The following is a 22,411-nucleotide window of genomic DNA, read 5'->3' as shown; positions in this document are numbered from 1 at the left end:
CTGTTGTAAGACGCAGTACTTTTCCTTCCTTAACTGACGGCTCTGCCAGGAGCCGTCAGTCCGTTTTAGCTGGGAAATTGTTGTTATCTATTTTGATTTTCTATTGTGAAATGTATTGAATCACCTCCTCTTTCCCAACGTTATGGTTTATCTATTTCCGGTGGATTAAGGATCGACATCATTCCAAATTCCGGCATGTCAATTTCCCAAAAATGTCGGGTATTCTCTCGATCTATCCTCAACGGTACGGTGTTAGGCAACGCTTTGAGGCGGTTATCAAGCATTTTGGCTTTTGTAAATGGACAAGAATACACGCAGTTCATGCAATGGCCCATCAATCTTGGCCGGAATCCAGTTGCAATATGGTTGACGATGAATTCCATGCATTTAAAGGAATTATTTTTATATCCTTTGTGATCATTGGATGCATTCCAGGGTCCAGTATTAATTTCCCAACTTGGTAATTTGTCATTATCAATCGCACCAGACGGGCAAGCAATCGCACATTTTAGGCAATTTTCACAGTATTTCAAGATCCCCATATCAATCGGTCTGCTCGGTGCTAAAGGCAAGTCAGTGAGAATACTAAAAGTACCAGACAAACATTCGTTGCCAAAAGCCGGGGTGATAGGGGGTCCGTGGGTTCGGTTATATTCTCCGATCCCGGTCATTATCTCCAAAGGAGGCAGAGGTGATCTTATTTCGAATCCAAGGTATCCAATACCATGCAAGAAATTCATCATTTTTGCTAAATGTAGGACCTTGTCTGTCGAGTCTTGCCCCGCTGTTGCGAGTGTCGTGAAGTTACCGAATCTCTTATAAATGCTCTTCATTTGTGGAACAAGGACGATCAAATATCTACAGTTACGGGGGTAGCAGATTGTATTCAGTCCTTGAAGCTTATAATCTTCGATTCCGTCCTCAAATTTTACAGCCATTTCGGAGTAAAATAAGTTTGTCACAGGACCTAATCTGGTGTCACTTAGGTCGAGAAACCCTACGTAAGAACAGCCGGTGGCTTTCGCCACCGTTCGGATCATCTTGGCATTATCTTCCGGTGTGCCTTCCCAACGTGGTACCCCATAATCTTTTGGAGACGGGATTGAACGAAATCCTCCGACTGGAGAAGGCAGGTCGTAATAATAATCGGAGATTAGGGTCTTAACGAGAGAGATATCACGTAAAGAGTTCCCTGGCAATTGGCGTACAATACCATCTCTTTCACGGAGTTTGCTATTGCTGATGATCTCAGCTTCCATTTTGGGATTATCTAGATATCTGAAAAACGCATTAATATCATATACGTTGGCTGACTGAGGGTAAGGGCTGTGTAGTTTCAAATCAATTTCTACAGTAGGGACGTCAGTTTCTTTAACAAACCATGGCTTATTTAACTCCGAAGCATTCAACATCTCATCTAAATCGCGAAATTCGTTAGCCTCTCCTTGGCCTTTCTGGGACGAAGAAAGGCTCTGCATGAGATCCTTGTTACTGATCGGAGAATGATATTTATCCATATTGACCCCTTAGCGAGCTAAAACTAGGAACCTCCATATATGTCATCAGTATGGCCAGGTTGTATCCTGATTTTGATTTCAACCCCAAGTGCGTTCGCGACTCTTTCGATAAATCCCAATGTGGGGGGATTCATCATACGTTCGAACTCGGATATAACGGGTTGTTTTGTACCAATGCGGGTAGCTAATTCTTCCTGAGTGACGCCACTTAGGCGCCTGTACTCTGATAATCTTTTTACGATCGACTGCTCCAGGGAGGTATTATTATTCATAACAAAATATAATCTACATCCTATATAATATAGGAAGAATCCTATATTGTCAATACCCTTGTGGATAAATAGATCGAGGTTGATCTTTCACTTGAACTTATAACACCAACTAGATGGTTATTTAGTGTAACAGGCTAACAGCATTTGGGACTGTTATTAAATCCTGGGCTTATCGGAGAGTTAGACATCTGGAACCGATTGGGGTGGCTAAATGTGAGAGGGGATGAACGGGTTTAATGAAACGTCAGTCTGTGACTTGAGTTACTGCCCTCGGACATACCTCGGGATGGAATTGTGTTTAAAAATGCACGTGTGAGGTGATTTAATGATCAATCTCAAGAGCTGCCCTAGATGTCGTACCGGTGACTTGTTTGATGGTAGTGATGAGTATGGTTGTTATTCAGCCTGTATACAGTGTGGTTATATGGGTTATTCCGGCAAAACCATCTCGATAGAAGTAGCTAAGGCTGAACAGTTGAGACGCCGAGGCAGGCGTTATTGATCAAAGTGATAACTAACAAGGTTAAGAAAGGAGACAGCCAAAGGCTGTCTCCTTTCTAATATAGTATGAATCGGTCAGACTCTGCCTGAAACACGTTATATCCTGGAGTGGTTAAGAAACGAAAAGACCGAGGGCAGAATGCTCCCGGTCTGTTGTTAGCTTCGTCCTCCTCAGAGAGTCGGACTCTCCCGGAAACACGAAAAATCCTAATTTGGCTCTTCACAGAACAGACAGAGAGTATCTCGTTCTATATCTGTTGTTACCTTCCACCTCGGAAAAACACCCTATTTTTTATGGCAGATTGCACTTAACTTAGCCAAAAACTAAAATTGAGACAATTCTCGAAGTGAGACAACTCGATGAAAATTGTACCGGTTGACGAAGTACCCAAGACTGCTCCAAGTATGCGTGGAGCGAAAGGCATCTGCAAATAAATTCCGGTCGGTGCTGAGCTAAGTTTCTCCGAACTTCACCACCCCTTACGCGATTCCAAACTCGAGCAGGGTAAATGTTTGGCTGGTGAAGAGAGAAGGGTGTCGATAAAAGAATTTTTATAACTGGCGATTATCGAAGTCGTATAAGGACATTAGGTGAAATTACGTGATAGAGGGATAGTGTATCCTATGCCCCTGCGACTGACAATAATTTTGGGGTTATTGGGATCATCTTCAATTTTTTTCCGTAAACGGCATATATAATTTTTAATATTTTCTGAGGAACCTGGAATGAATTCACCCCAAATCATTTCAGCAAGCTCAACCTTGGTTATGATCTTTCCCGCCTTTTTTAGCAGGTGGTACAACAACCTACCTTCCGTAGAGGTCAGTTCCCGCTTGATATTCCCAATGTAAACCTCATTGATGGAAGAACCATAGTGGATATTGTTGCATGATATCGTGAGATCCTCTTCAAAAAAAGAACGTTTTTTCATCGCAGATTTTAGTCTTGCTATCAATTCCATTTGTCTAAAAGGTTTGATGAGATAGTCATCCGCATTCATCTCGAAAGCTTTAATCAATGATATCTCTTCATCTCGCACTGTAATTACAATTACCGGGATACTCGTAAAGGCACGTATTTGTTTTAATACCTCATATCCGTCGATATCTGGGAGACCAAGATCAAGAAGAATTGAATCAGGCATATGTCTCTCAACCAATTCAATCCCCTTTTTACCATAAGGGGTTGAAAATAAAGCGACATCCGGCCAAACTAACCTTAATACTAGTGAGACCGTATCGATAATTTGCTGGTCATCCTCGATAATTAATACTTTCACACGTAGCCTTTTGAGCATTGGGTGTAACCATGACTGGAAGGGTAAAATAAAATGCACAGCCACCGCTTTGATTATTAACCACCCAAATCTTTCCCTCATGGAGCTCGACAATCTTTTTAGAAAGTGCGAGTCCTATTCCGAGACCACTGAGTTTATTTGTACATTTATATGGAATAAAAAGATCCGGTTGTCTTTCCTCAGGAATGCCTGGTCCATCATCTTGTACCATTACAGCCAACTTTTCATTCAACATACTGGTACTCAAGGTGATAGTTGTTCGTTCACCAGAATATTTGATGGCATTATCGATAAGATTCATCAAGACCTGTTTTATTCGTTTGCTATCTGCCATTGCAAAGGGAATAGTTTTATCTAGTCTTTGTAATAGACGCTGGTTATTATTCTTAGCCCGCAGTGCAAAAGAGTGCACTATTTCTGAGATCAAATCATTTATACTAAAAGGCGAACAATCTACCCTCAATATACCGACTTCACCTCGAGCTAAATCAAGGATTTCATCAATCCTGCCACTCAAATCGGTGGCTCCTTTATTGATACACTCAATTAACGGAAGCCATTGTTTCTCGCAAATATTATTGGCAAGTGTATCGCTTGCCAGTAATATTGGAGTTAGAGGGGTTTTCAATTCATGGACCAAAGCCCGAGTGAATTCTACACGCTTATCAATTTCATTCTGTAACGCTGACTTTGCTGCAGCCTCCTGTTCATACAGGTGTTTTAAATTAAGTTCCACGCTTTTCCAGTGTGAAATATCTTCTAGCTTTCCTTCAAAACGGTTACTGACACTGCCATCATCATTATACCGGGGATATATATGTTCTTTGATCCATATAATTTCTCCATCTTTTCTTTTTGCTCTGTATTCAATCGATAGTGGATACTGCATGCCTTTGGAGATACAATTAGAAACGAATGTGTATCTTTGCGAGATAAGTTGTGTTTGAGTATCACTATCGAAGTAATAATAGTGTTCAGGATCATTGATAAAGTATTTCATAAATTCCGAAGGGGTAAAACCCAATAGTTGGGTAACTTTTGGACTAATAAAAGTAATATATTTAGAATAGATATCATATTGGAATCCAATATCGCATATTTCACTTGGCATAGTTTTGTCTATTTTCTGTGATTTGGGAGATGTTTTTACGACAAAACTGTCAAGAGCTAATTTATGCGCATCATTGATTCCCTGCTGAATCAAAGCTTTAAAATGCGTTAAGTTACACTCAACAACTTGAGGAGGAGTATCAAAGGCTTGTGCGAAAGAGTAAACTTCAGAATCACGTGGTTTCTCAGGTTCAAACCTACAAGCTGTAATTTTTTGTGTGTTACAGCCTTTTACTAGGTTGAAGCTTGGGTTAAGAGATCCGTAAGCAATAAAGGTTTCGCCACGCCATTCGTTACAAACTGCAGTCCTTAGAAGCCAACTTCCCTCATTGACATATTCTCGGAAAGTATTAATACCTAATAGCATTTCCCAACAATTATCGCCTGGGATTTTAACAACATGATCTTTATATTCATCAAATATTGCAGGTAAATCCTTGTGGCAATATCCATAAGCCACAAGCGAGACCCGATTTTCGATAGCTGCTTGATCGAAGACATGTCGGAGTAAAGTTGGGGATACCTTGAACAGACAGGCTGGTACTAAAGGGTATATTTTGAATCCATCGTTATTCAGTAACACAGATTTAACATGCTTAAGTATGAATGAACAAGATATGATACCGATTTTATTATTCATTGACTTGAATCTCCAATAAATCAACTAAGTTGAATAAATCTAATGGGAACACCACTCCCGGTAGTAGGTGCTTCATTTCCGGTTTTAGGTTAAATGCCACTCCACCGGCGTAATAAGTGGTCTTAAGTGATAGTAAGTCTTTTATGCCAGCACTAACCATTTCGATAAAATGAAACAGCGAAAAACTAAATATGACAGCTAATGGGGCGTTTGAGGAGATTGTCTTGATCAACAAGCCTAGATCGGTTGGAGAGGTGATATTAATCAGCCTAACATCAAACAGTCTTACTTTTAAAAATACTTTACTCAGCAAGGCCCCCATTGTGATGATCGGCGAGAAAGAACATATAAATACTGGCTGTGCATTGCGATACGTTTGGATAACTTTATCTACACTTTTATCAATCGAATTCATTATTGAAAATAGTTGAGATGGCAACATCTCATCGTTTTGCCATGCAGACAGAGCCTTATCTAATAACGACATTAACTCAGTGCGATCATACGAGTGGACCTCTTCAAGAAGGGCTTGGAATTGTCTATTGTATGGAGTATTAGACTGAGCAATCTCTAGCATACATTCATTCTACAACCTTAACGATATTAACCCAGTACCAATATGTACCAATAAGGTAAATATCGGTAATTTCCATCGGATACAAAGGTAAAAGACAATCTCGGAGGACGAAACGCATTCTCCGTTTATATCCAGATTGAGTAGGCGATCAACATCTGGAATATGCCGCTAACCCTGGTAATACAATATCACAAGGTGCCCATGGTTACCACTACTAACCGCTTAACTTATTCAATTCATTAAGAGGTACTACATAAAGGACAGCATTCCAATTCACAATTACCAATACTACTCGGGTATAACGAATTTACTCTAAGACACTAATGTATTACCCCTAATTACTATCCCGGTATCGCACGTAACCGTCGGGAATACATTCACTATGTAATATTGTGTTGTCTAGACAATAGGTGGTTATAAAAGGAGGCAGTGTATTGATCGAATTCATTATAACTTCTGCCATTCTTGTCGTTTGCGCTTTTGGGGCGCAACTTATCAACAATTCTGATGCATCAGTTGGGTAGCGATGGTGCCGTCTCTTTCAAGGAAGTCGTTCTTTGGCAAGCCTCATGGTGGGGGAAACCAGGGCCGCCGGGTTGTTGCGACCAGCCCGGCCTAACAGGCTGTGAAACCCCTCCCGTGGGCTCCCTGGGTGTAATCGGGGTTCACTGTGGGGCTTGCCTCAATATAAAACCCATTTAAGGAGAGTAAATGGTCCTTGAAATAACCAGAGAAATTGAATCAGCCCTCACCCCCAACGCTCTCCGAGTGCTGGAGAAACGTTATCTTAGGCGTGATCGCAATGGCCGGATCACTGAGACACCGGAGCAAATGTTCCGCCGCGTCGCCCGATTTGTCGCCCAAGCCGAGAAACAATATCGCCCGGAAGTTGAAGTCGATACCATCGCCGATGAATTCTACCGGGCTATGGCTTCTCTTGAATTCCTGCCCAACTCCCCCACCCTTCTTAACGCCGGCACCGAGACTGGGCAGCTTTCATCGTGCTTCGTGCTCCCGGTGCCAGATTCCTTGGAAGAGACCTTCGATGCTGTGAAATATACTGCAATGATCCATAAAAGCGGTGGGGGCATCGGCTTCAACGTGTCGCATATTAGACCCACGGGCAGCGCCGTCGGTGAACACTTTGATGCCGCCGGTGGTCCGGTGGCTCTAATCCACGTCTTTGCCGGAGCTGCGGACTACATCCGCCAAGGCGGAGTCAGGCGTGGCTGCAACTCGGTTGTTATGAGCGTATCCCATCCCGATATTCTCCATTTCATCAATGCCAAGAGCAACCCGAGCCTTCTAACCAATTTCTATAATTCTGTTTCGGTAACCGATGACTTCATGGATAAAGTCAGATCCGGCGACGATTACTGCCTCATCGACCCCAACACCGGTCGAGCCGTCGGTAGTCTCAATGCCTCTGCCGTGTTTAAGCGTATCGTCGACCAGGCCTGGAGCACCGGCGACCCCGGTCTCGTCTTTATAGACCGCATCAACCGCGATAATCCCACGCCCAGCTTGGGCCGGTTAGAAACAATCACCGGCTGTGGAGAGCAGGCTTTACTCCCCTACGAGTCCTGCAACCTCGGCTCCATCAATCTCGCCGCCATGCTTAAAGAGAAGGGTGGCACCCTCTCCATTGATTTTAATAAGTTGGCGCGGTTGATCCCGATCGCTGTCCGCTTCTTGGATAACGTCATCGACGTCAACAAGTTCCCTGTCCCGGTGATCGAACGCACAACCAGACTAACAAGGAAGATCGGCCTTGGCGTCATGGGCTTTGCCGATATGCTCATCCAGCTGGGTGTATCTTACAACTCGACCAAAGCTATCACAATGGCTGAGGAAATAATGGAGTTTATCTCCGAACGCGCCAAGGAAGCCTCTTACAACCTCGCTCTCGAAAGGGGGGTCTTCCCCGCCTGGTCCGGTAGTATCTATGAAAAACGCGGCCTCCCCATGAGGAACGCCTCCTGCACTACCATCGCCCCGACCGGAACCATCTCCATTATCGCCGGGGTCTCGTCAGGCATCGAACCTATCTTCGCCGCGGTTTTTGTGAGAAACATCCTCGATGGCGAAAATCTCCTCGAGATCAACCCTTATTTTGAACGAATCGCCCGGGAGCGCGGCTTTTACTCCCGTGAGCTTATAGAGCAACTAGTGACCTCTAACCACCTGCACAGCCGGAAAGAAGTGCCGGAAGACGTTCGGAAAATCTTTGTTACCGCCCACCGTGTTTCGCCTGAATGGCATGTCCGTATCCAGGCGGCGTTCCAGCGGCATATCGATAATGCCGTAAGTAAGACGGTGAACTTCCCCAAGAGTGCCAGCCGTGAAGATATCGCCCGGGTCTTTATGATGGCCTGGGAGTGGGGTCTGAAGGGAATTACGGTATATCGGGACAGGAGCCGTCAATCACAACCCCTATGTATTAACGAAATAGGTAAGTATTTAATAGAAGACTTATTTAACCAAAGTCAAACAAGCGAGAGGTGAAATCAAATGGAAGTCACAAAAGCGAAACTGAAGATACCATTTATAAAATAACACTACAACCAAACGAAAAGTAGGAGTTATTTAAACATGGGTGGTTGAAGTGTTCCTTATGCGAAAGGAGGAAAGAGTTTTTTGATAAACAATTGATCTTCGGAAAGTCATAAGAAATGGACAACAGAGACCGAAAAATTGTATTGAAAGGAATTATGTTATGCTCGTCAAACACAAATTGAATGAAAAAGAGAGAGGTTATAGTCGTAGAGACTTCTTGAAGATTACGGGTGGGTCAGGTATCGGTTTCGCTTCCTTGGCTGCCGTAGCTGCAATTAAAGAACTGCCAGGAACTAATGAAGGAATGCTCTTCAATAGCCGTCTTAAAGATCCCTATTTGCCCCAGTATCCAACCGAATATCCTTGGTGGGTCAAAGAGATAGATGACACTGCGAATTCGCTGGGTACAACTGAAATAGTACCTAATGAGCTTGCTTTGGGATCAACAAAAGTGAACGGTCAATACCAACCCTTTACCGACGGGCGACAAGACGGTTTTCAGGCTGTAGGTAATGCTGCAACGAATCAAGACTGGTCCGGGGAATGGGGTAAAATTGCGCAGGAGGCGGTTACCTCTCGTAATGAATGGATAGCCAACATGACACCAGAGGAATTGCAAGACTACCGTTTCGGGACAGCGATAGTCCAAGCCTCGGATCATTGGCATGTTAACACCGCAGAGAAGAATTGGATTAAACTCCCAATTAATGCGGCGAAGGTTGAAATTTCTGCCGAAGAGATGACTGTGAAGTTAAAAGGTGTGGCGCACTGGTTTGGTGTAGATCAAATTCGTGTCTGTGCAATTGACGATAAAATGAAACCGTTTCTTTACAAAGTTGCTGCAACTTCAGGCACCTTACGTGGTTACCGTCCCAAAGGTTGGATAGATCCTGGCAGACCTGTGGCTTGGCCCTATCCCTACAAATATGCAATTGTAATGGGCATTTTCACAAGTTTACCAACCCACCGTGCTGGGGTGGGCCCCCTTGCCAATGCATCAACAGCAACAACTTGCAGTGATCAAGATGTCTATTCCAAATACATGGAGTCTACTATCCGAGGCTTGGGTTACGACGCCTATGGCATGATCATTGCAGATGAGGATTGTTGTGAGACTCCTTTTGCAATTAGAGCGGGGTTAGCTGAGGCTGGGCGATCCGGTCTAGCTATTGCACCTTGGGGTGCTGGATTACGGACTATAGTTGTTGCAACGAACGCACCACTCGTCCCTGACAAGCCGATAAATTTTGGTTTGCGAGAATTTTGCAAAGTATGCGGTCGGTGCTCAGCCAATTGCGTATCACAAGTTATCGGAAAAGATCCAGAACCATCTTTGATTAACGGTGCCTATAAGTGGGAATATGATGGGTTTCAATGTATGAAACAAAGAACGGCATTCGGCTGTCAATTCTGTGTCAGTGTCTGTCCATGGAGTTCACCAAACACTCCAACTCACGATATTGGTCGCGTATTAGCTAGTATACCGATGCTTGCTCCGATGATGGTCAAGGTGGCAGATATTACTTATGGTAAGTATCCTAGGGGTGAAAATGCCGACAAATGGCAACCTTGGCACACACCTGCGGACTGGGCACCCTGGCGAACTTAGTTAAACAAAAATTGAAAGGAAAGTATATGAGCCTGATAGTATTTTTAGGGGGAATCGTCTTTACAGTTCTGGTAGGTTTAATGCTTTTGGCAAATAGAAAATATCATGTATTTTGGTGGCATCACATTCTCGTTGCAATAGCAGCAGCATTAACAGCGATTGGAGTTGTGATTACGTTTGATTTGGCAGTTGAAAGAGCCCAAGGGGCATGGATTGTAGGTCTTATTTTTGGAGCAGGGGCTGCCATAATCGCAGTTCCGACTGTGCGTTCATTGCTACAAAACAAAAGAGCATAAGCTTCATCTAAGATAAAGGTCCTCTTGCGATTAGGGCGCAGAGGACCTTTATCTATTTTTCGAAAATCTTGGTTTCAATCCCAATGTTCTTATGAAAACGTATCGAAAGGAATAAATAGTAAAGAAAACCTACGATTAAAGCAGCAATCGCAGGTACGGAAGCTTTTGGGCCCAATATTACGTATGCGATGGTACTCGCTCCAGCCCATTTTTTCATTGAACCAAGAAGCATATAACTGATGGCAGTTGGCGTTGGAATTATTAATAACCTACTAGTACGATAAATCAATTCCCCAAGAAGAAATATTGTGGCCGCAGCAACGATAAACGCAATTAAAAGGTTGTTTGAGTACGTAGTAAGTAATTCATGATTTAATCCTACTAGGGTAAAACAAACGATGGCAATACACCAATTTATGATATGGCCGTTATATGGTTGTATAAGTCTAGATTGTTTTATATTTCTGATAATACGTGACAATATGAGCGGTAAAACGACAATTTGAAATATTACATTGAATAGATCTACTCCCCAATAGGTGCTACCAAGAAAAACATATATTAATAACGGTAAGATCAAGATGGATAAGAAATAACACGCAATAGCACTTAAAAATGAGAAGGATACATCGCCCTTGATGTTATACGTGCAAGGTGTGATTAAAAGTGATGGGGGAGCACCAGCTAAAACGACTAAACCAGCAATTAAATACTTATCATCCGTAAATAGGTGACCCAATATGATATTGAGGCCACCTAACAGAATAAAATTGAGCAACAAACCCATACTGGTCGCTTTGAGTATCTTTCTAGGTAGTAGCAGATCTTTAGTTATATCGATATGACTTAAAGACAAAGACATGGCAATGATGAGTGAAGGGATGATCCAACTTTCGGTGAGTTGAGCCAACGGCGCCATATTGAGGCCAGCGAATATGGCAAAAATGAGCATAAAATTATGCTGGTGAACTAGTATTTTTAAAATAGACTTGAGTATCATGATTGTGAGTTATATCTAGTTAGAGCGTTCACTGGCCAAAAGAACGTTCTCTAAGATCCTCCTGAAAGAATTACCAGGTATCGATTTTTCATCAATATGAAGGCTCTTGGATTCCCTGAAAATGGACCTGAAAGAAGTCCTTTTGGTTCGGTTCATTATAAGAGCCGGTTAGCTTCACCGCAAGGCATCCCCTTTTTGGAGCGGGATGAGTTTTTCCGTATAATCTCGCTTCATGGACCACCTAACCTTTGAAAACGCAAACAAACTCGAATGGTCAAACGATTTACTCGATTTTGTCATTGCCATGTCCTTATTACAGGAATTGTTCGAGGAACGGCCTGAAGCTCTTGTTTTCAGGAGTTCGAGGATCGAACTGAGGCAAGAGTATTTACCCGTGTTCACCGAAATTTACGAAAAAACCTCAACGCTGAGACGCTCGTTACGCATGAATATGTTTGGGGTATCGAGAGGCCGATCAACACGAATCTTCTCAAATGTTGTTGCGGTAGCCTCGCCTGTCGATATTTATGACCTGGCGGTGTCATCGGCGCCCTACATGCCTGAAGCTGAAGAATTCTGCAAAGACAAAGATGTCATCGATGTCTTCGAGAAATTCGAAGAGTTCCGTGAAAAGTATAACGAAAGGTACTCTCAAAAGGCTCTAGGTAGCATTTTACCGCTTAAGCGATTATCCGATAGCGTTAACGACTCGTTGGTACCTGAGGTTAGAAATCGGTTCTACGAGATTGTGCAACCGCATGTCGAATCGATCTTGCGTTACCTCAGGAAATCGATTCATTTGCATTATCGAGCAGGTCTGAAATGCTGGTGGGCACCTCTATTTCAAATCAATCTGGATATGGTCGAAGCATCTAGGCCGTTTGCCAACGTTAAGCGTCCAAGGGCAACGATCGATGGTGTCCTTGGCACGTTGTTCAGCGGACAAATAAAACGGTTGTATTCAGATTCGAGCGTACCTAGAGAAAAGAAAAGAGTCTATCGCGAGTATTTTCTTGCATCGATGCGACGTCAAGATACCCGTGAAAAATTGGGAGCAGATGATTACAAGAATTTCTGTGAAACGATGTCGCAGTGGGGTTATAGACGCTCAATGCACTGGGATCGGGCGACTTTCGATTGCCTTTTTGATCGAATATTCCTTGGCGACTCAGTAATCGCAGCAGCCCAGAGAGAAGGAATTGGGGAATCAGCAGCGCAAGAAAACACGGCTAGAATTGCGAAAATCCTGTCGATCACTCTACCCAGATCAGGCAGGGTTATGCGGTGATAGGTGGCTTTTTCTAAAAATCGAAAATCGCCGTGCTGAGTTCCTTGTATACGCCTATCGTTTAGGGCGTGGCAGTCACTCATCAGAACGACATTTTAATTAAAATACTTTCTCGGTTGGAGAAAGTATCCAAACCCGATAAAAACGGTTGGTACACAGCTCTCTGCCCTTTTCACGATGATCGGAATCACCCCAATCTTCGCTTCAATGAACGAGGCTTCAAGTGCCTGGCTTGTAGTGAAAAGGGTAATCTAAAGAAGCTTGCTTCTAAGCTAGGGATTGAAATTGATTCAAATCCCGAGAAATCCGTTGAAGTTGCCAATTACGATTACCTAGATGAATCTGGCAAAGTTCTTTTCCAGGTCGTCCGTTATCAGCCGAAGGGTTTCAGACAGCGCCGTCCTGATGGCAGGGGCGGTTGGATCTATAACTTGGAGGGCGTCCGGCGGGTACTTTTCCGCCTCCCTGAACTTATCTCAACACCTCTCGAAACGACGGTTTACGTGGCCGAAGGAGAGAAGGGCGTTCTTTCCCTGGTCGGTCAGGGGTTTGTTGCCACCTGCTCGCCAATGGGGGCAGGTAAATGGCGCGATGAATTTGTACCTTTCTTTAAGAATCGAGCCGTCGTCATACTACCCGACAACGACGATCCTGGCAGAGCCCATGCCGAGCAGGTAGCCAAGTCACTTATTACCGTTGCCCGATCGGTCAAAGTTGTTGCCCTGCCGGGACTTGGCCACAAAGAAGACGTCTATGACTGGCTCGGTTCAGGCCACAATCGGGCGGAGCTTGAAGCCCTGGTGGAGAGTTCGCCACGATGGGAGCTACCCAAACCTGTTGACTTGAACCAGCTGATCATCGACGTCTCAGGTTTTATCAGGCGTTTTGTCGTTTTGCCTGAACATTATTTACTTGCCATCTCGCTCTGGGTAATCCATAGTCATGCCTTCGATCATTTCGACACGACCCCGTATCTATCGATTACCTCGCCAGAAAAGAGGTCGGGTAAGACCAGGTTACTGGAAGTCCTGGAACTGCTGGTGGCTAAGCCTTGGTTCACGGGGAGGGTAACACCGGCGGTATTAGCCCGTAAGATCGATGCCGAATCTCCGACGCTTCTGCTCGATGAATCGGACGCTGCCTTCAGCGGTCCCGAAGAATATTCAGAGACGCTTCGCGGAATCCTGAACACCGGTTACCGTCGTGGTGGTAAGGCATCGATCTGCACAGGACAGGGTGCCAATATCGGTTATAAAGACCTGTCGACCTACTGTCCGAAAGCCATCGCCGGGATTGGTAACTTGCCTGATACCGTAGCTGACCGAAGCATTCTAATAATCCTGAAGAGGCGCATGCCCGATGAGACAGTCGAACGATTCCGCCGCCGTACCCATGAACCTGAAGCGACAGCGCTCAAGGGGCGCATTGCCACGGCAGCAAGCAGCCTTGAGGTAACAGTCCCTGCTTTGCCTGAAGAACTTAATGATCGAGCCGCTGACTGCTGGGAACCTCTTCTGGCCATAGCTGATGCGGCAGGCAGGGATTGTTTTGAAAAAGCCCGACAAGCCGCTATCGCTCTTATGGTCAAAGACAATTACCAAAACGATTCGATGGGCGTGCAACTCCTAACAGATCTCAAACAAATTTTCAGTACCCAAACCTACATGTTCACGGCTGACATGATAGAAGGTCTGTTGAGTCTGGATGAATCGCCATGGAACGATCTGCGGGGCAAGCCGATAAATGGTAAGAAAATGGCCTCGCTTTTAAAGAGTTATGGGATCCGCAGCCAGTCGATCAGGGAAGGAAACCAGACGCCGAAGGGGTATTATCGGGCTGATTTTGATGATGCATGGAAGCGTTATTTGCCTCATACAGTGCGTCAATCCGCAACATCCGCAACACCCAGCTTTGACTCGAACGTCCAAAATGGGCCTTTTCGATCCGCAACAGAAGCCCAAAAATCCGAAAATGTTGCGGATTGTGTCCAAAGCTGCGCCAATCGTAATGTTGCGGATGTTGCGGATCAAAACCCCCTAAGAGGGGTTCCGGGTGAAATTGAGCCACAAAATGAGTCCGAAGTATTGGATCAGTGGAGGGATTTGAGCATCCCTGAGTGGCGACGGATTCTCAAGGTCAGCATATCGTCTGGCGACAAAGGGCGTGAAAGGTATGCCCGGTGGATGCTCAGGGAAGTCCTCCACGATCCAGAGTATGAGGAGCTAGGTTCATGAGCGCCGCGAGTGTAATGGTCAGCACGTCATCCAGCCAGGATGAAAGACGCGGTCCGATCCCGACGGCGGCGCTCCAATCCATTCTGGTTAAGCCCATACCCTTCGTTGCTGCCAAGTCGATCTTGGTCAGAAACCACTACCTTCACTCGATGCCTGGTGGCACGCAGCTAGCTTTCGGCGTGCTTCAAGGCAACAGGCTTCTTGGGGCAATTACATTTGGTTCTGGACCGGCACACGCTTATCGCCTGGTCCAGGGTGCGAATCCCGAAGACTGTATGACCCTTTCTCGCTTATGGCTTTCGGATGAACTGCCTTCCAACTCGGAATCACGAGTGATCAGTATTGCTCTGAGGGCTCTCAAGAAGCACACAAAAACTAAATTCATTGTTAGCTACGCCGATCCAGGCCAGGGTCATCTTGGAACTATCTACCAGGCGACTGGGTGGATCTACACCGGATTGTCTGAGGCTATGCCGATGTTTGACCTGGGTGACGGACGAGTGAGGCACTCCCGGAGCCTCAGTCACACCCTGGGATCGCACTCGATCAAGTATCTTGAGGAGCAAGGCATCGAAGTCAGGGTAGTGCCACAAACCCGAAAGCATCGCTATATCTATTTTCTAGATCCAAGTTTGAAAACCCAACTGACCGTAAACCCTCAACCCTACCCCAAAAAGGAGACGAAATGAAAATCATCACCCTGCCTCTGACCGTTTTGGTGGAAGCACCTTGGAACCCGAATCAGATGGACGAAGCTGGATTCGAACGCCTGAAAAACAGCCTCACCCGATACGGTCTAGTTGAGCCTCTGGTGGTGAGGCCAATACAAAGCCTATACGAAGTCCTGTCTGGAAATCAGCGGCTGAAGGTGATCAAGGACATCGGGATCGAGCTGGTTCCTTGCGTCGTTGTTGACCTGAAAGATGCCGAAGCCATGCTTTTGGCACAGGCACTCAATGGTCTTAGGGGCCAAGACGACCTTGCTCTGAAGGGTGCTCTTCTTAAAGAGATTCTCTCGTCCATTCCCGAAAGTGAAGTGTTATCTGTTCTTCCGGAAACTTCACAAAGCCTTTCGACTCTTTCCACCATCAGTGAAGGCACTCTAGCTGAGCATCTTGAGGCCTGGGAGCAGGCGCAAGCCGCCAGGCTTTCTCATATGCAGCTGCAATTCACTCGGCCTCAACTCGAAACAGTGCAGGAGGCTCTTGCGAGGATTCTTCCTGTGGCAAAGGACTCAAGCAAAGACAATCCCAATACCCGCGGCACTGCAATGTATCTGCTGTGTAAATTCTTTCTAGAGAGGTATCAACCAGAATGAACACTGTGAATTGCCTGATCTGTGGCAGTCCTTTATCAATCAGGACCGCTAAAGGAAGGGAATCGAACAAACCGTTCATCATGCTGATTTGTCCGAAAGACGGCAGACATTTCAGGGCTTTCATCTCCGACCAGAACTACATCAAGAAGGTTTTGGAGGAAAAGGGTACGGGTACGAAGGGTACGGGTAGCGACTCCACCGCCGATATATGTACCAAACAGAGTACAGGGGAAGGAGAAACCAGATGAATTACGATGAACTCAAAGAGTGTGTTCATAAGGCATCGCACCTGATCTCAGTTAAAAACTGTCTGGCAGTCGTGGTTACCGCCCACCTTCTAGCCTCTGAAGGCACAACTCGGGCTACCGCCAAAGAGATATCCGACCGAATACTTGAAGAGTTCGGCCTCGAAATCCCTGCAACTAATATCGGTCAAGTCTTCGCTGCCTTTGAGATATCTTCAAAGACAACCCATGGCAAGGCAAGGTTTGTCCTCGAAGCGGATCAGTTAAAGGACATGAGTGACAACATCGCTGCTTATTGTGAGGAAGAAGCCGACAAGCTGGAAGTCTCAATTGCAGCTTACAGGAAGATCGATACGAAGGTGCATGCCCTTATCGATACCCTGAAGCAGGAGATCCAGTCCAAAGGATAAAAGCATGAGAGTCGCGATTTACGCCAGAGTATCGACCTCGGACAAGGATCAAGACCTTGCCACCCAACTCATGCCTTTAAGAGAGTTCGTAAAGTCGCAGAGTTGGCAGACTTACAATGAATACTCAGATCAAGTGTCTGCCACCGATATTGTCCATAGGACCTCCTGGCGCGAACTTCTTAGTGACGCCAGTAAGCGGCGTTTTGACTTGATCCTTGTCTGGAGAATGGACCGGGCTTTCCGGTCAGTGCTTGATGCCGCGACTACCCTCGAAAGGCTGAAGACCTGGGGAGTCGGTCTTCGTTCTTACACCGAGCCCTGGCTGGACACCACCTCGCCTTTTGGTGAAGTCCTTTATTACATCACTGTCGCTTATGCCCAAATGGAGAGGTCGATCTTGAGAGAAAGGGTTAAGGCCGGCATGGACCGTGCCCGGAAACAGGGGATGCAGATAGGGCGACCAAGGGTAACCGACAGGCGAGGTTTCAATCAGACTTATGGAGCAGTTTTGGAGCGCCTCAAAGCTGGAGAGTTATCAAGACGCCAGGCAGCGAGAGAGCTCCGCATCGGTTATGCCACTTTCAAGCGGTTACTCGACGCTGACAAGGGCAGGGAGACCAACTAGATGGATCCCAAGGAGATGCCCGATAAGTCGTTGACGGGTATACCCCTTCGCTATACAATCCCCGCCACTTTTGAAGGTGGAGAGTTAGACGACATAATGTTACAGCACTTCTTCAACACCATCGCTGAAGTCGCTCTGTCCGTCGCTTCAAGAGGAAACTCGATAAGAGAGGTTTCCCATGACTGAAGCTAAACGAGCAGTCACCTACATCCGGGTATCGGATGTGTCCCAGGTTCAGGGGCATTCACTCACTGCTCAAGAGAGGCTCTTCCGGGAACTTTGTCAGAACAGGGGCTGGCAACCGGTCGGCGTCTACCGGGAAGAAGGCAAGAGCGCTCATGTCGACGCCATCGCCAAACGTCCGGTCTTCAGGCAGCTGCTGGAAGATGCCTCAAAACATCAATTTGACGTCATCGTGATCCATACTCTTGATCGCTGGTCCCGGAATATGAAGGTAACCATCGAGTCCTTATCGATTTTGGCCAAACATCACGTCGGGCTCGTCTCCATTACCGAGAGTATCGACTATTCAACGCCTGAAGGCATGCTTTCGATGCACATGCTGGGAGCCTTCAATCAGTTCTTCTCATCATCGCTAGCCAAGCATGTGAAGAAAGGGCAGGAGCAGCGGATTTACGAGGGCAAGCATCACGGGGCAATCCCTTTCGGATACCAGTCCTGCTGGGATAGTTCCAAGGGAGAGAAGGTCAAACAGTGTGATCCTGAGCATTCTGGCGGTATTCACATCCACCCAACCGAAGGACCAGCAGTAACCGAACTATTCAGGCGCTACGCCTCAGGCACCGGCACCCTAAGCAGCCTTGCTGGGTGGCTTAATGCTGAGGGTTTCCGCACCCGGAACACCAAGGCCTCACCCGACGCCATTGGCAACCTTGTAGCAGGTCCCAGGCTCTTCACAACGGCATCCATCAGAGGAATCCTCCACAATCCCTTCTTTACCGGACAAGTCGTGTATCAGGGTAAGGCTCTACCCGGCGCTCACCAGCCCCTGATCAGCAAAGAGGTCTTTATTGCCGTCCAAGATTTGCTCAAGAAGAACTCAGGGAGGTCCGAGACGCTTTCGTCTCATCCTGAAAGGGAATACTTGCTCAAAGGTCTGGTGAGATGCGCTTACTGCGGCATGCCGATGTGGGCTCAGACTTACACCAGTGGCAATTCATATTATCGGGAGCACAAAGCCACCAGGAGTATCGAGGATTGTCGGGGTCATGGTGGTGCCATAACATGTTCTACTATTGACAATCAGGTGAGAGAGTTAGTTTCGGCTATCGAACTCGGACCGAAATGGTTGGAAGAAGTGCTGTCAATAATCAGTCTTAAAGATGATGTTGAGCGGATCAAAAAGGAACGCGACGAGGTCAAAGCAAGACTCCTTCGACTAGGCAGGGCATATGTCGATAACGTCATGCCCGAAGAAGAGTACAAGCGGCAGAAGAGATTGCTTGAACTCAGCCTTGAATCATTGGTGGTGCCTGACTACAACGCCGCAGAAGCTGCCGGTAAACTTATCCTGGATCTTCCCAAGTTATGGGCTTCGGCAACGCTTTCTGAGCAAAGGAAGATACTCCTCACCATACTGGACGCAGTCTACATCGACGCCAAAGCTGGGAAGAGGGTGATCGCAGTGATGCCTAAACCACCTTTCAGACCTATCTTCCAGGTAGCTTCAGCGAAGAAGGATTCTAAGATCCACATAATAAACGAGCCTCTGGGAGCTTCTCCCAAAGGCTCGGCTGTGTTTCTGGTGGAGACGGGGGAGAGTCGAACTCCCCGTCCAGAAAAGATTGCCCGGAATCTACTACAGGTCTAGCCGGATGTTTGTTTCTCGCCCTTTAAGCTTCAACCGGCGGAATCTTTAGGGGCCAGCCAATTTTTCTTTCGCTTCCCGTATCGGCGTCAAGGACGCGGCACCCCAATCTTTCGGCACCCGGTCCGCGCCCGTTGGGGTGGAGCGCGGCGGATGCGCTGGCTTTATTTAGCCGGCGAGAACGAGTTCACGTTCGCCAATTGTATTTTGCCACCAGGATTAATGAGCTTAGCGGCAAGCTCAACCCGCAATTCCGTAACTAACCTCCCCTGTCGAAACCACGCGTCCCCATGATGTTAGAGCCGGCTCTTGAGAATCCTGCCCAGCTCCCGCTCGCATTCGCGCTTCTCGATGACCTCGCGCTTGTCATAGAGCTTCTTGCCCTTGCCCACCGCCACCTCCACCTTGGCGACATTGCCCTTGATGTAGATCTTGGTCGGCACCAGGGTCAAGCCCCGCTCCTTGATTTTGCAGAGCATGGCGCGCATCTCTTTTTTGTGAATGAGCAGTTTACGCTGCCGGGTCGGCTCATGGCTCATGTATGAGCCCGGCTCATACCGGGCGATATGGGCATTCAAAAGCCACATCTCGCCGTTTTCAGGTTTGACGTAGGCATCGCCCAAGCTTACCCGGCCGCCGCGCAGAGACTTGATCTCGGTGCCGGTCAGTACCAGCCCGGCCTCTACCGGGTCGCTGATGAAATAGTTGTGGTACGCCTTCTGGTTGGTGGCGACAACCCTGATATCACTCACCTGAATATTATACCACGAAAACGCCCGTACGGACGATTGGAGATCGTCTTCCAGTTGACGGTTTTGTTGGTCCAGGGTTCAGGAAGCTGCCTGGGCCTGCCGGAGAACACGCCGGAAGGTCTCGATTGGCTGAGCGCCGACGATAGCGTAGCGGTCGTTGATGATGAAGGTCGGGACTCCGGTGACGCCCAGTTCATGTCCCTGGGCCTGCGATTCTCGCAGACGTTCGACATATGCCCCTTGATCGATCGCCTTCAGCATCGCCGCCCCATCCAGGCCGGCGCGGCTGGCGGTCTCCCGGATGACGTCTCTCGACCCGATGTTCTGGCCCCGGGCGAAGACCGCCGAAAGCATCTCATGGTGAAATTCCCGGAAACGGCCGTTGTCGCGGGCGAATTCAGCCGCGGCCAGAGCCAGGGCGGAATTTGCCAGGATGGGCGCCGGGTCATAGGGGAGTCCGAGTTCCTCCGCCCGGCGGCGCAGCATCTCCGATAACTGGGCGATATCCTCGGGGTTGTAACGATTCCTGACGTCGGCCCCTTCCGGCGGCGTTTCCGGGTGAATCTCGAACCCGAGCCAGGTGTCATCGATATCGAATTCGTCTCTGAAACTGTCGACAAGTCCCTTGCCGATATAACAGAACGGTCAGATGTAGTCAGAGAAAACGGTAACTTTGATGCTCATGTTTTTATTATAGGATAATTTTCTTTATTCGTCCCGGTAGAGGCTGGCGCCGGGACGCCAGCCTCTTCTTTTCATTAACCCAGTATCGCCTTGAGATCAGTCTCCGCCGAATCGATGGGTTTGAGCCCGAATTGTTCGACCAGAACCCCAAGTACGTTCGGTGATATAAACGCCGGCAGCGTCGGGCCCAGCCTGATATTCTTGATGCCCAGCGCCAGCAGGGTCAGCAGGATGCAGACCGCTTTCTGTTCGTACCAGGACAACACCAGGGACAGCGGCAACTCGTTGACACCGCATTTGAAGGCTTCCGCCAGGGCCAGGGCGATCCTGATCGCTGAATAGGCGTCGTTGCACTGGCCGATATCGAGGAGGCGCGGCAGGCCGCCGACAGTTCCCAGGTCGAGGTCGTTGAAGCGGTATTTACCGCAGGCAAGGGTCAGGATGACCGTATCGGCGGGCGATTTCTGGACCAGCTCGGTATAGTAGTTACGGCCGGGTTTGGCGCCGTCGCAGCCGCCGACGAGCAGGAAATGCTTCACCGCGCCGCTTTTTACCGCCTCAATGACGGCTCCGGCGACGCCCATGACCGCTTCCCGGCCGAAACCGGTGGTCAGGGTCTTTCCGCCGTTGATGCCGGTGAATTCCTGGCGTGCTGGGTAGCCTCCCAGTGCCAATGCCTTTTGGATGGCCGGACCATAGTCGATCCGCCCATCCGTTTCAGGCAGGTGTCTTAGACCGGGATAGGCGACCACGGCGGAGGTGAAGACCCGGTCGGAATATGAAGCCTTGGGCGGCATGAGACAGTTGGTGTTGAAGATGAAAGCGCCGGGGGCGCCGGCGAATTCCTGCTGCTGGTTTTGCCACGCCGTGCCGAAATTGCCCTTCAGGTGGGGGTACTTCTTCAGGCCGGGATAGCCGTGGGCGGGCAGCATTTCGCCGTGGGTATAGACGCTGATACCCTTCCCCGCCGTTTGATCCAGGAGTTCCTTCAGGTCCAGGAGGTCGTGGCCGCTCATGACGATGAAAGGACCGGGTTCGACCGCGGTGCTGATCTGGGTGGGAACCGGATGGCCGAAGGTTCCCGTGTTGGCGGCGTCGAGCAGTTCCATGCATTTCAGGTTGATGCGGCCGAATTCCATCAGCAGTTCCAGCCATTCGGCCACGGAATGCTCCCGGCCGACCTCGCGGAGGCCTTTGTACAACCAGCCGGTCACCTCGGCGTCGGTGTAGCCCAGGACGCGGGCATGCCAGGCGTAGGCGGCCATGCCGCGCAGTCCGAATAGCAGCGTCGAGCGCAGTGAAACGGTGTCGGGGTCGCCCTGCCACAGGGACGCGACCTTGAAGCCGGTATCCCCGCCCAGGCGGCGGGTTTCGCGTCTTACCTCTTCAACCAGTCCTTTAACGTCCTGGTTATCGAAGTTGACATTGGTTACGGTGGCAAACAGCCCCCGCATCACCAGCCCGTCCCTGGACGAATCAGGGGTTTTACCTTCCGCGGTTTTCGCCAGGCTGGTAAGGGCGGCCGTCAACTCGTCCTGCGCCGCTGAAACTTCGGGCGGCTTGCCGCAGGCGCCGACTTTGGTGCAGGCTTTGCCGCCGACCGCCTGTTCGCACTGGAAACAAAACATTTCGCCCAAAACACTTCTCCCTT

At 47.9% G+C, this 22,411-nt stretch carries 19 protein-coding genes, 1 other RNA gene and 2 pseudogenes; 11 read left to right on the top strand and 11 right to left on the bottom strand.

Features of this window, described 5'->3' with window-relative positions; genetic code table 11:
* Nucleotides 1-140: 140 nt before the first annotated feature.
* The 5 genes from Dform_RS07280 to Dform_RS07260 all read right to left on the bottom strand — a co-directional run bounded on the left by Dform_RS07280 (nt 141) and on the right by Dform_RS07260 (nt 5,915).
* Nucleotides 141-1,517, bottom strand: a complete 1,377-nt coding sequence (locus Dform_RS07280) for a reductive dehalogenase domain-containing protein (protein WP_076004414.1) — start codon at nt 1,515-1,517, stop codon at nt 141-143.
* A gap of 23 nt (nt 1,518-1,540) precedes the next feature.
* Nucleotides 1,541-1,789, bottom strand: a complete 249-nt coding sequence (locus Dform_RS11830) for a helix-turn-helix domain-containing protein (RefSeq protein ID WP_076004413.1) — start codon at nt 1,787-1,789, stop codon at nt 1,541-1,543.
* 1,088 nt (nt 1,790-2,877) lie between these two features.
* Nucleotides 2,878-3,570, bottom strand: a complete 693-nt coding sequence (locus Dform_RS07270; RefSeq protein ID WP_058439797.1) for a response regulator transcription factor — start codon at nt 3,568-3,570, stop codon at nt 2,878-2,880.
* Complete coding sequence (locus tag Dform_RS07265; RefSeq protein ID WP_065128746.1) at nt 3,545-5,338, bottom strand: PAS domain-containing sensor histidine kinase; 1,794 nt, start codon at nt 5,336-5,338, stop codon at nt 3,545-3,547. The genes Dform_RS07270 and Dform_RS07265 overlap by 26 nt, the downstream gene beginning before the upstream one ends.
* Nucleotides 5,331-5,915, bottom strand: a complete 585-nt coding sequence (locus tag Dform_RS07260; RefSeq protein ID WP_058439795.1) for a hypothetical protein — start codon at nt 5,913-5,915, stop codon at nt 5,331-5,333. Before Dform_RS07260 ends, Dform_RS07265 begins: the two co-directional genes overlap by 8 nt.
* Before the next feature lie 711 nt (nt 5,916-6,626).
* On the opposite strand from Dform_RS07260, the gene Dform_RS07255 reads away from it, so the two are divergent.
* The 3 genes from Dform_RS07255 (at nt 6,627) to Dform_RS07245 (ending at nt 10,376) form a co-directional block, all read left to right on the top strand.
* Complete coding sequence (locus Dform_RS07255) at nt 6,627-8,420, top strand: adenosylcobalamin-dependent ribonucleoside-diphosphate reductase (protein WP_058439794.1); 1,794 nt, start codon at nt 6,627-6,629, stop codon at nt 8,418-8,420.
* Nucleotides 8,421-8,631: 211 nt separating this feature from the next.
* On the top strand, nt 8,632-10,080 hold the full coding sequence (locus Dform_RS07250) for a reductive dehalogenase domain-containing protein (protein ID WP_058439793.1): 1,449 nt from the start codon (nt 8,632-8,634) through the stop codon (nt 10,078-10,080).
* Between the two features lie 26 nt (nt 10,081-10,106).
* Entirely contained in the window at nt 10,107-10,376 is a 270-nt protein-coding gene (locus Dform_RS07245; protein ID WP_058439792.1) for a hypothetical protein, read from the top strand.
* Nucleotides 10,377-10,428: 52 nt separating this feature from the next.
* On the opposite strand, the gene Dform_RS07240 is transcribed toward Dform_RS07245, so the two are convergent.
* Nucleotides 10,429-11,328, bottom strand: a complete 900-nt coding sequence (locus Dform_RS07240) for a bile acid:sodium symporter (RefSeq protein ID WP_058439791.1) — start codon at nt 11,326-11,328, stop codon at nt 10,429-10,431.
* 280 nt (nt 11,329-11,608) lie between these two features.
* On the opposite strand from Dform_RS07240, the gene Dform_RS07235 reads away from it, so the two are divergent.
* The 7 genes and pseudogenes from Dform_RS07235 to Dform_RS11600 all read left to right on the top strand — a co-directional run.
* The gene (locus Dform_RS07235; protein WP_058439790.1) at nt 11,609-12,664 is read left to right on the top strand and encodes a hypothetical protein; all 1,056 of its coding nucleotides are present in this window, start codon (nt 11,609-11,611) and stop codon (nt 12,662-12,664) included.
* 116 nt (nt 12,665-12,780) lie between these two features.
* Nucleotides 12,781-14,898 (top strand): DUF3631 domain-containing protein, encoded by a 2,118-nt coding sequence (locus tag Dform_RS07230; protein ID WP_158513481.1) that lies wholly within the window; start codon nt 12,781-12,783, stop codon nt 14,896-14,898.
* Nucleotides 14,895-15,587, top strand: coding sequence for a Mom family adenine methylcarbamoylation protein (locus Dform_RS07225; RefSeq protein WP_058439788.1), 693 nt, complete (start codon nt 14,895-14,897; stop codon nt 15,585-15,587). Before Dform_RS07230 ends, Dform_RS07225 begins: the two co-directional genes overlap by 4 nt.
* Complete coding sequence (locus Dform_RS07220; protein ID WP_058439787.1) at nt 15,584-16,216, top strand: ParB N-terminal domain-containing protein; 633 nt, start codon at nt 15,584-15,586, stop codon at nt 16,214-16,216. Before Dform_RS07225 ends, Dform_RS07220 begins: the two co-directional genes overlap by 4 nt.
* A 244-nt stretch (nt 16,217-16,460) precedes the next feature.
* Nucleotides 16,461-16,871 (top strand): hypothetical protein, encoded by a 411-nt coding sequence (locus Dform_RS07210; protein WP_058439786.1) that lies wholly within the window; start codon nt 16,461-16,463, stop codon nt 16,869-16,871.
* 4 nt (nt 16,872-16,875) lie between these two features.
* Nucleotides 16,876-17,496 carry a recombinase family protein gene (locus Dform_RS07205; protein ID WP_058439785.1) on the top strand — a complete coding sequence of 207 codons (621 nt, stop codon included), beginning with the start codon at nt 16,876-16,878 and terminating at the stop codon, nt 17,494-17,496.
* 178 nt (nt 17,497-17,674) lie between these two features.
* Nucleotides 17,675-18,082: pseudogene (locus Dform_RS11600) on the top strand (recombinase family protein); the annotation flags it as partial.
* A gap of 9 nt (nt 18,083-18,091) precedes the next feature.
* On the opposite strand, the gene Dform_RS11595 reads toward Dform_RS11600, so the two are convergent.
* Nucleotides 18,092-18,241: a hypothetical protein gene (locus Dform_RS11595; protein ID WP_225973658.1), complete on the bottom strand. Its 150-nt coding sequence runs from the start codon at nt 18,239-18,241 to the stop codon at nt 18,092-18,094.
* On the opposite strand from Dform_RS11595, the pseudogene Dform_RS11590 reads away from it, so the two are divergent.
* A pseudogene (locus tag Dform_RS11590) lies at nt 18,236-18,760 on the top strand (recombinase family protein); the annotation flags it as partial. The gene Dform_RS11595 and the pseudogene Dform_RS11590 sit on opposite strands and share 6 nt — an antisense overlap.
* Before the next feature lie 499 nt (nt 18,761-19,259).
* Here Dform_RS11590 and ssrA read toward each other — a convergent pair.
* From ssrA to hcp, 4 genes are all read right to left on the bottom strand, one after another.
* Nucleotides 19,260-19,614: a transfer-messenger RNA gene (ssrA, locus tag Dform_RS07180) on the bottom strand.
* Nucleotides 19,615-19,620: 6 nt separating this feature from the next.
* The gene (smpB, locus tag Dform_RS07175; RefSeq protein WP_076004411.1) at nt 19,621-20,076 is read right to left on the bottom strand and encodes an SsrA-binding protein SmpB; all 456 of its coding nucleotides are present in this window, start codon (nt 20,074-20,076) and stop codon (nt 19,621-19,623) included.
* 78 nt (nt 20,077-20,154) lie between these two features.
* Nucleotides 20,155-20,709, bottom strand: coding sequence for a DsbA family oxidoreductase (locus Dform_RS07170; RefSeq protein ID WP_083635399.1), 555 nt, complete (start codon nt 20,707-20,709; stop codon nt 20,155-20,157).
* A 125-nt stretch (nt 20,710-20,834) separates the two neighbouring features.
* Nucleotides 20,835-22,397 carry a hydroxylamine reductase gene (gene hcp, locus Dform_RS07165; RefSeq protein ID WP_192846584.1) on the bottom strand — a complete coding sequence of 521 codons (1,563 nt, stop codon included), beginning with the start codon at nt 22,395-22,397 and terminating at the stop codon, nt 20,835-20,837.
* Nucleotides 22,398-22,411: the final 14 nt, after the last annotated feature.

It is taken from the genome of Dehalogenimonas formicexedens (genome assembly GCF_001953175.1).
GTDB lineage: Bacteria > Chloroflexota > Dehalococcoidia > Dehalococcoidales > Dehalococcoidaceae > Dehalogenimonas > Dehalogenimonas formicexedens.
Note: the sequence above shows the minus strand (reverse complement) of the source record. Positions and strands in the feature narration are given on the sequence as shown.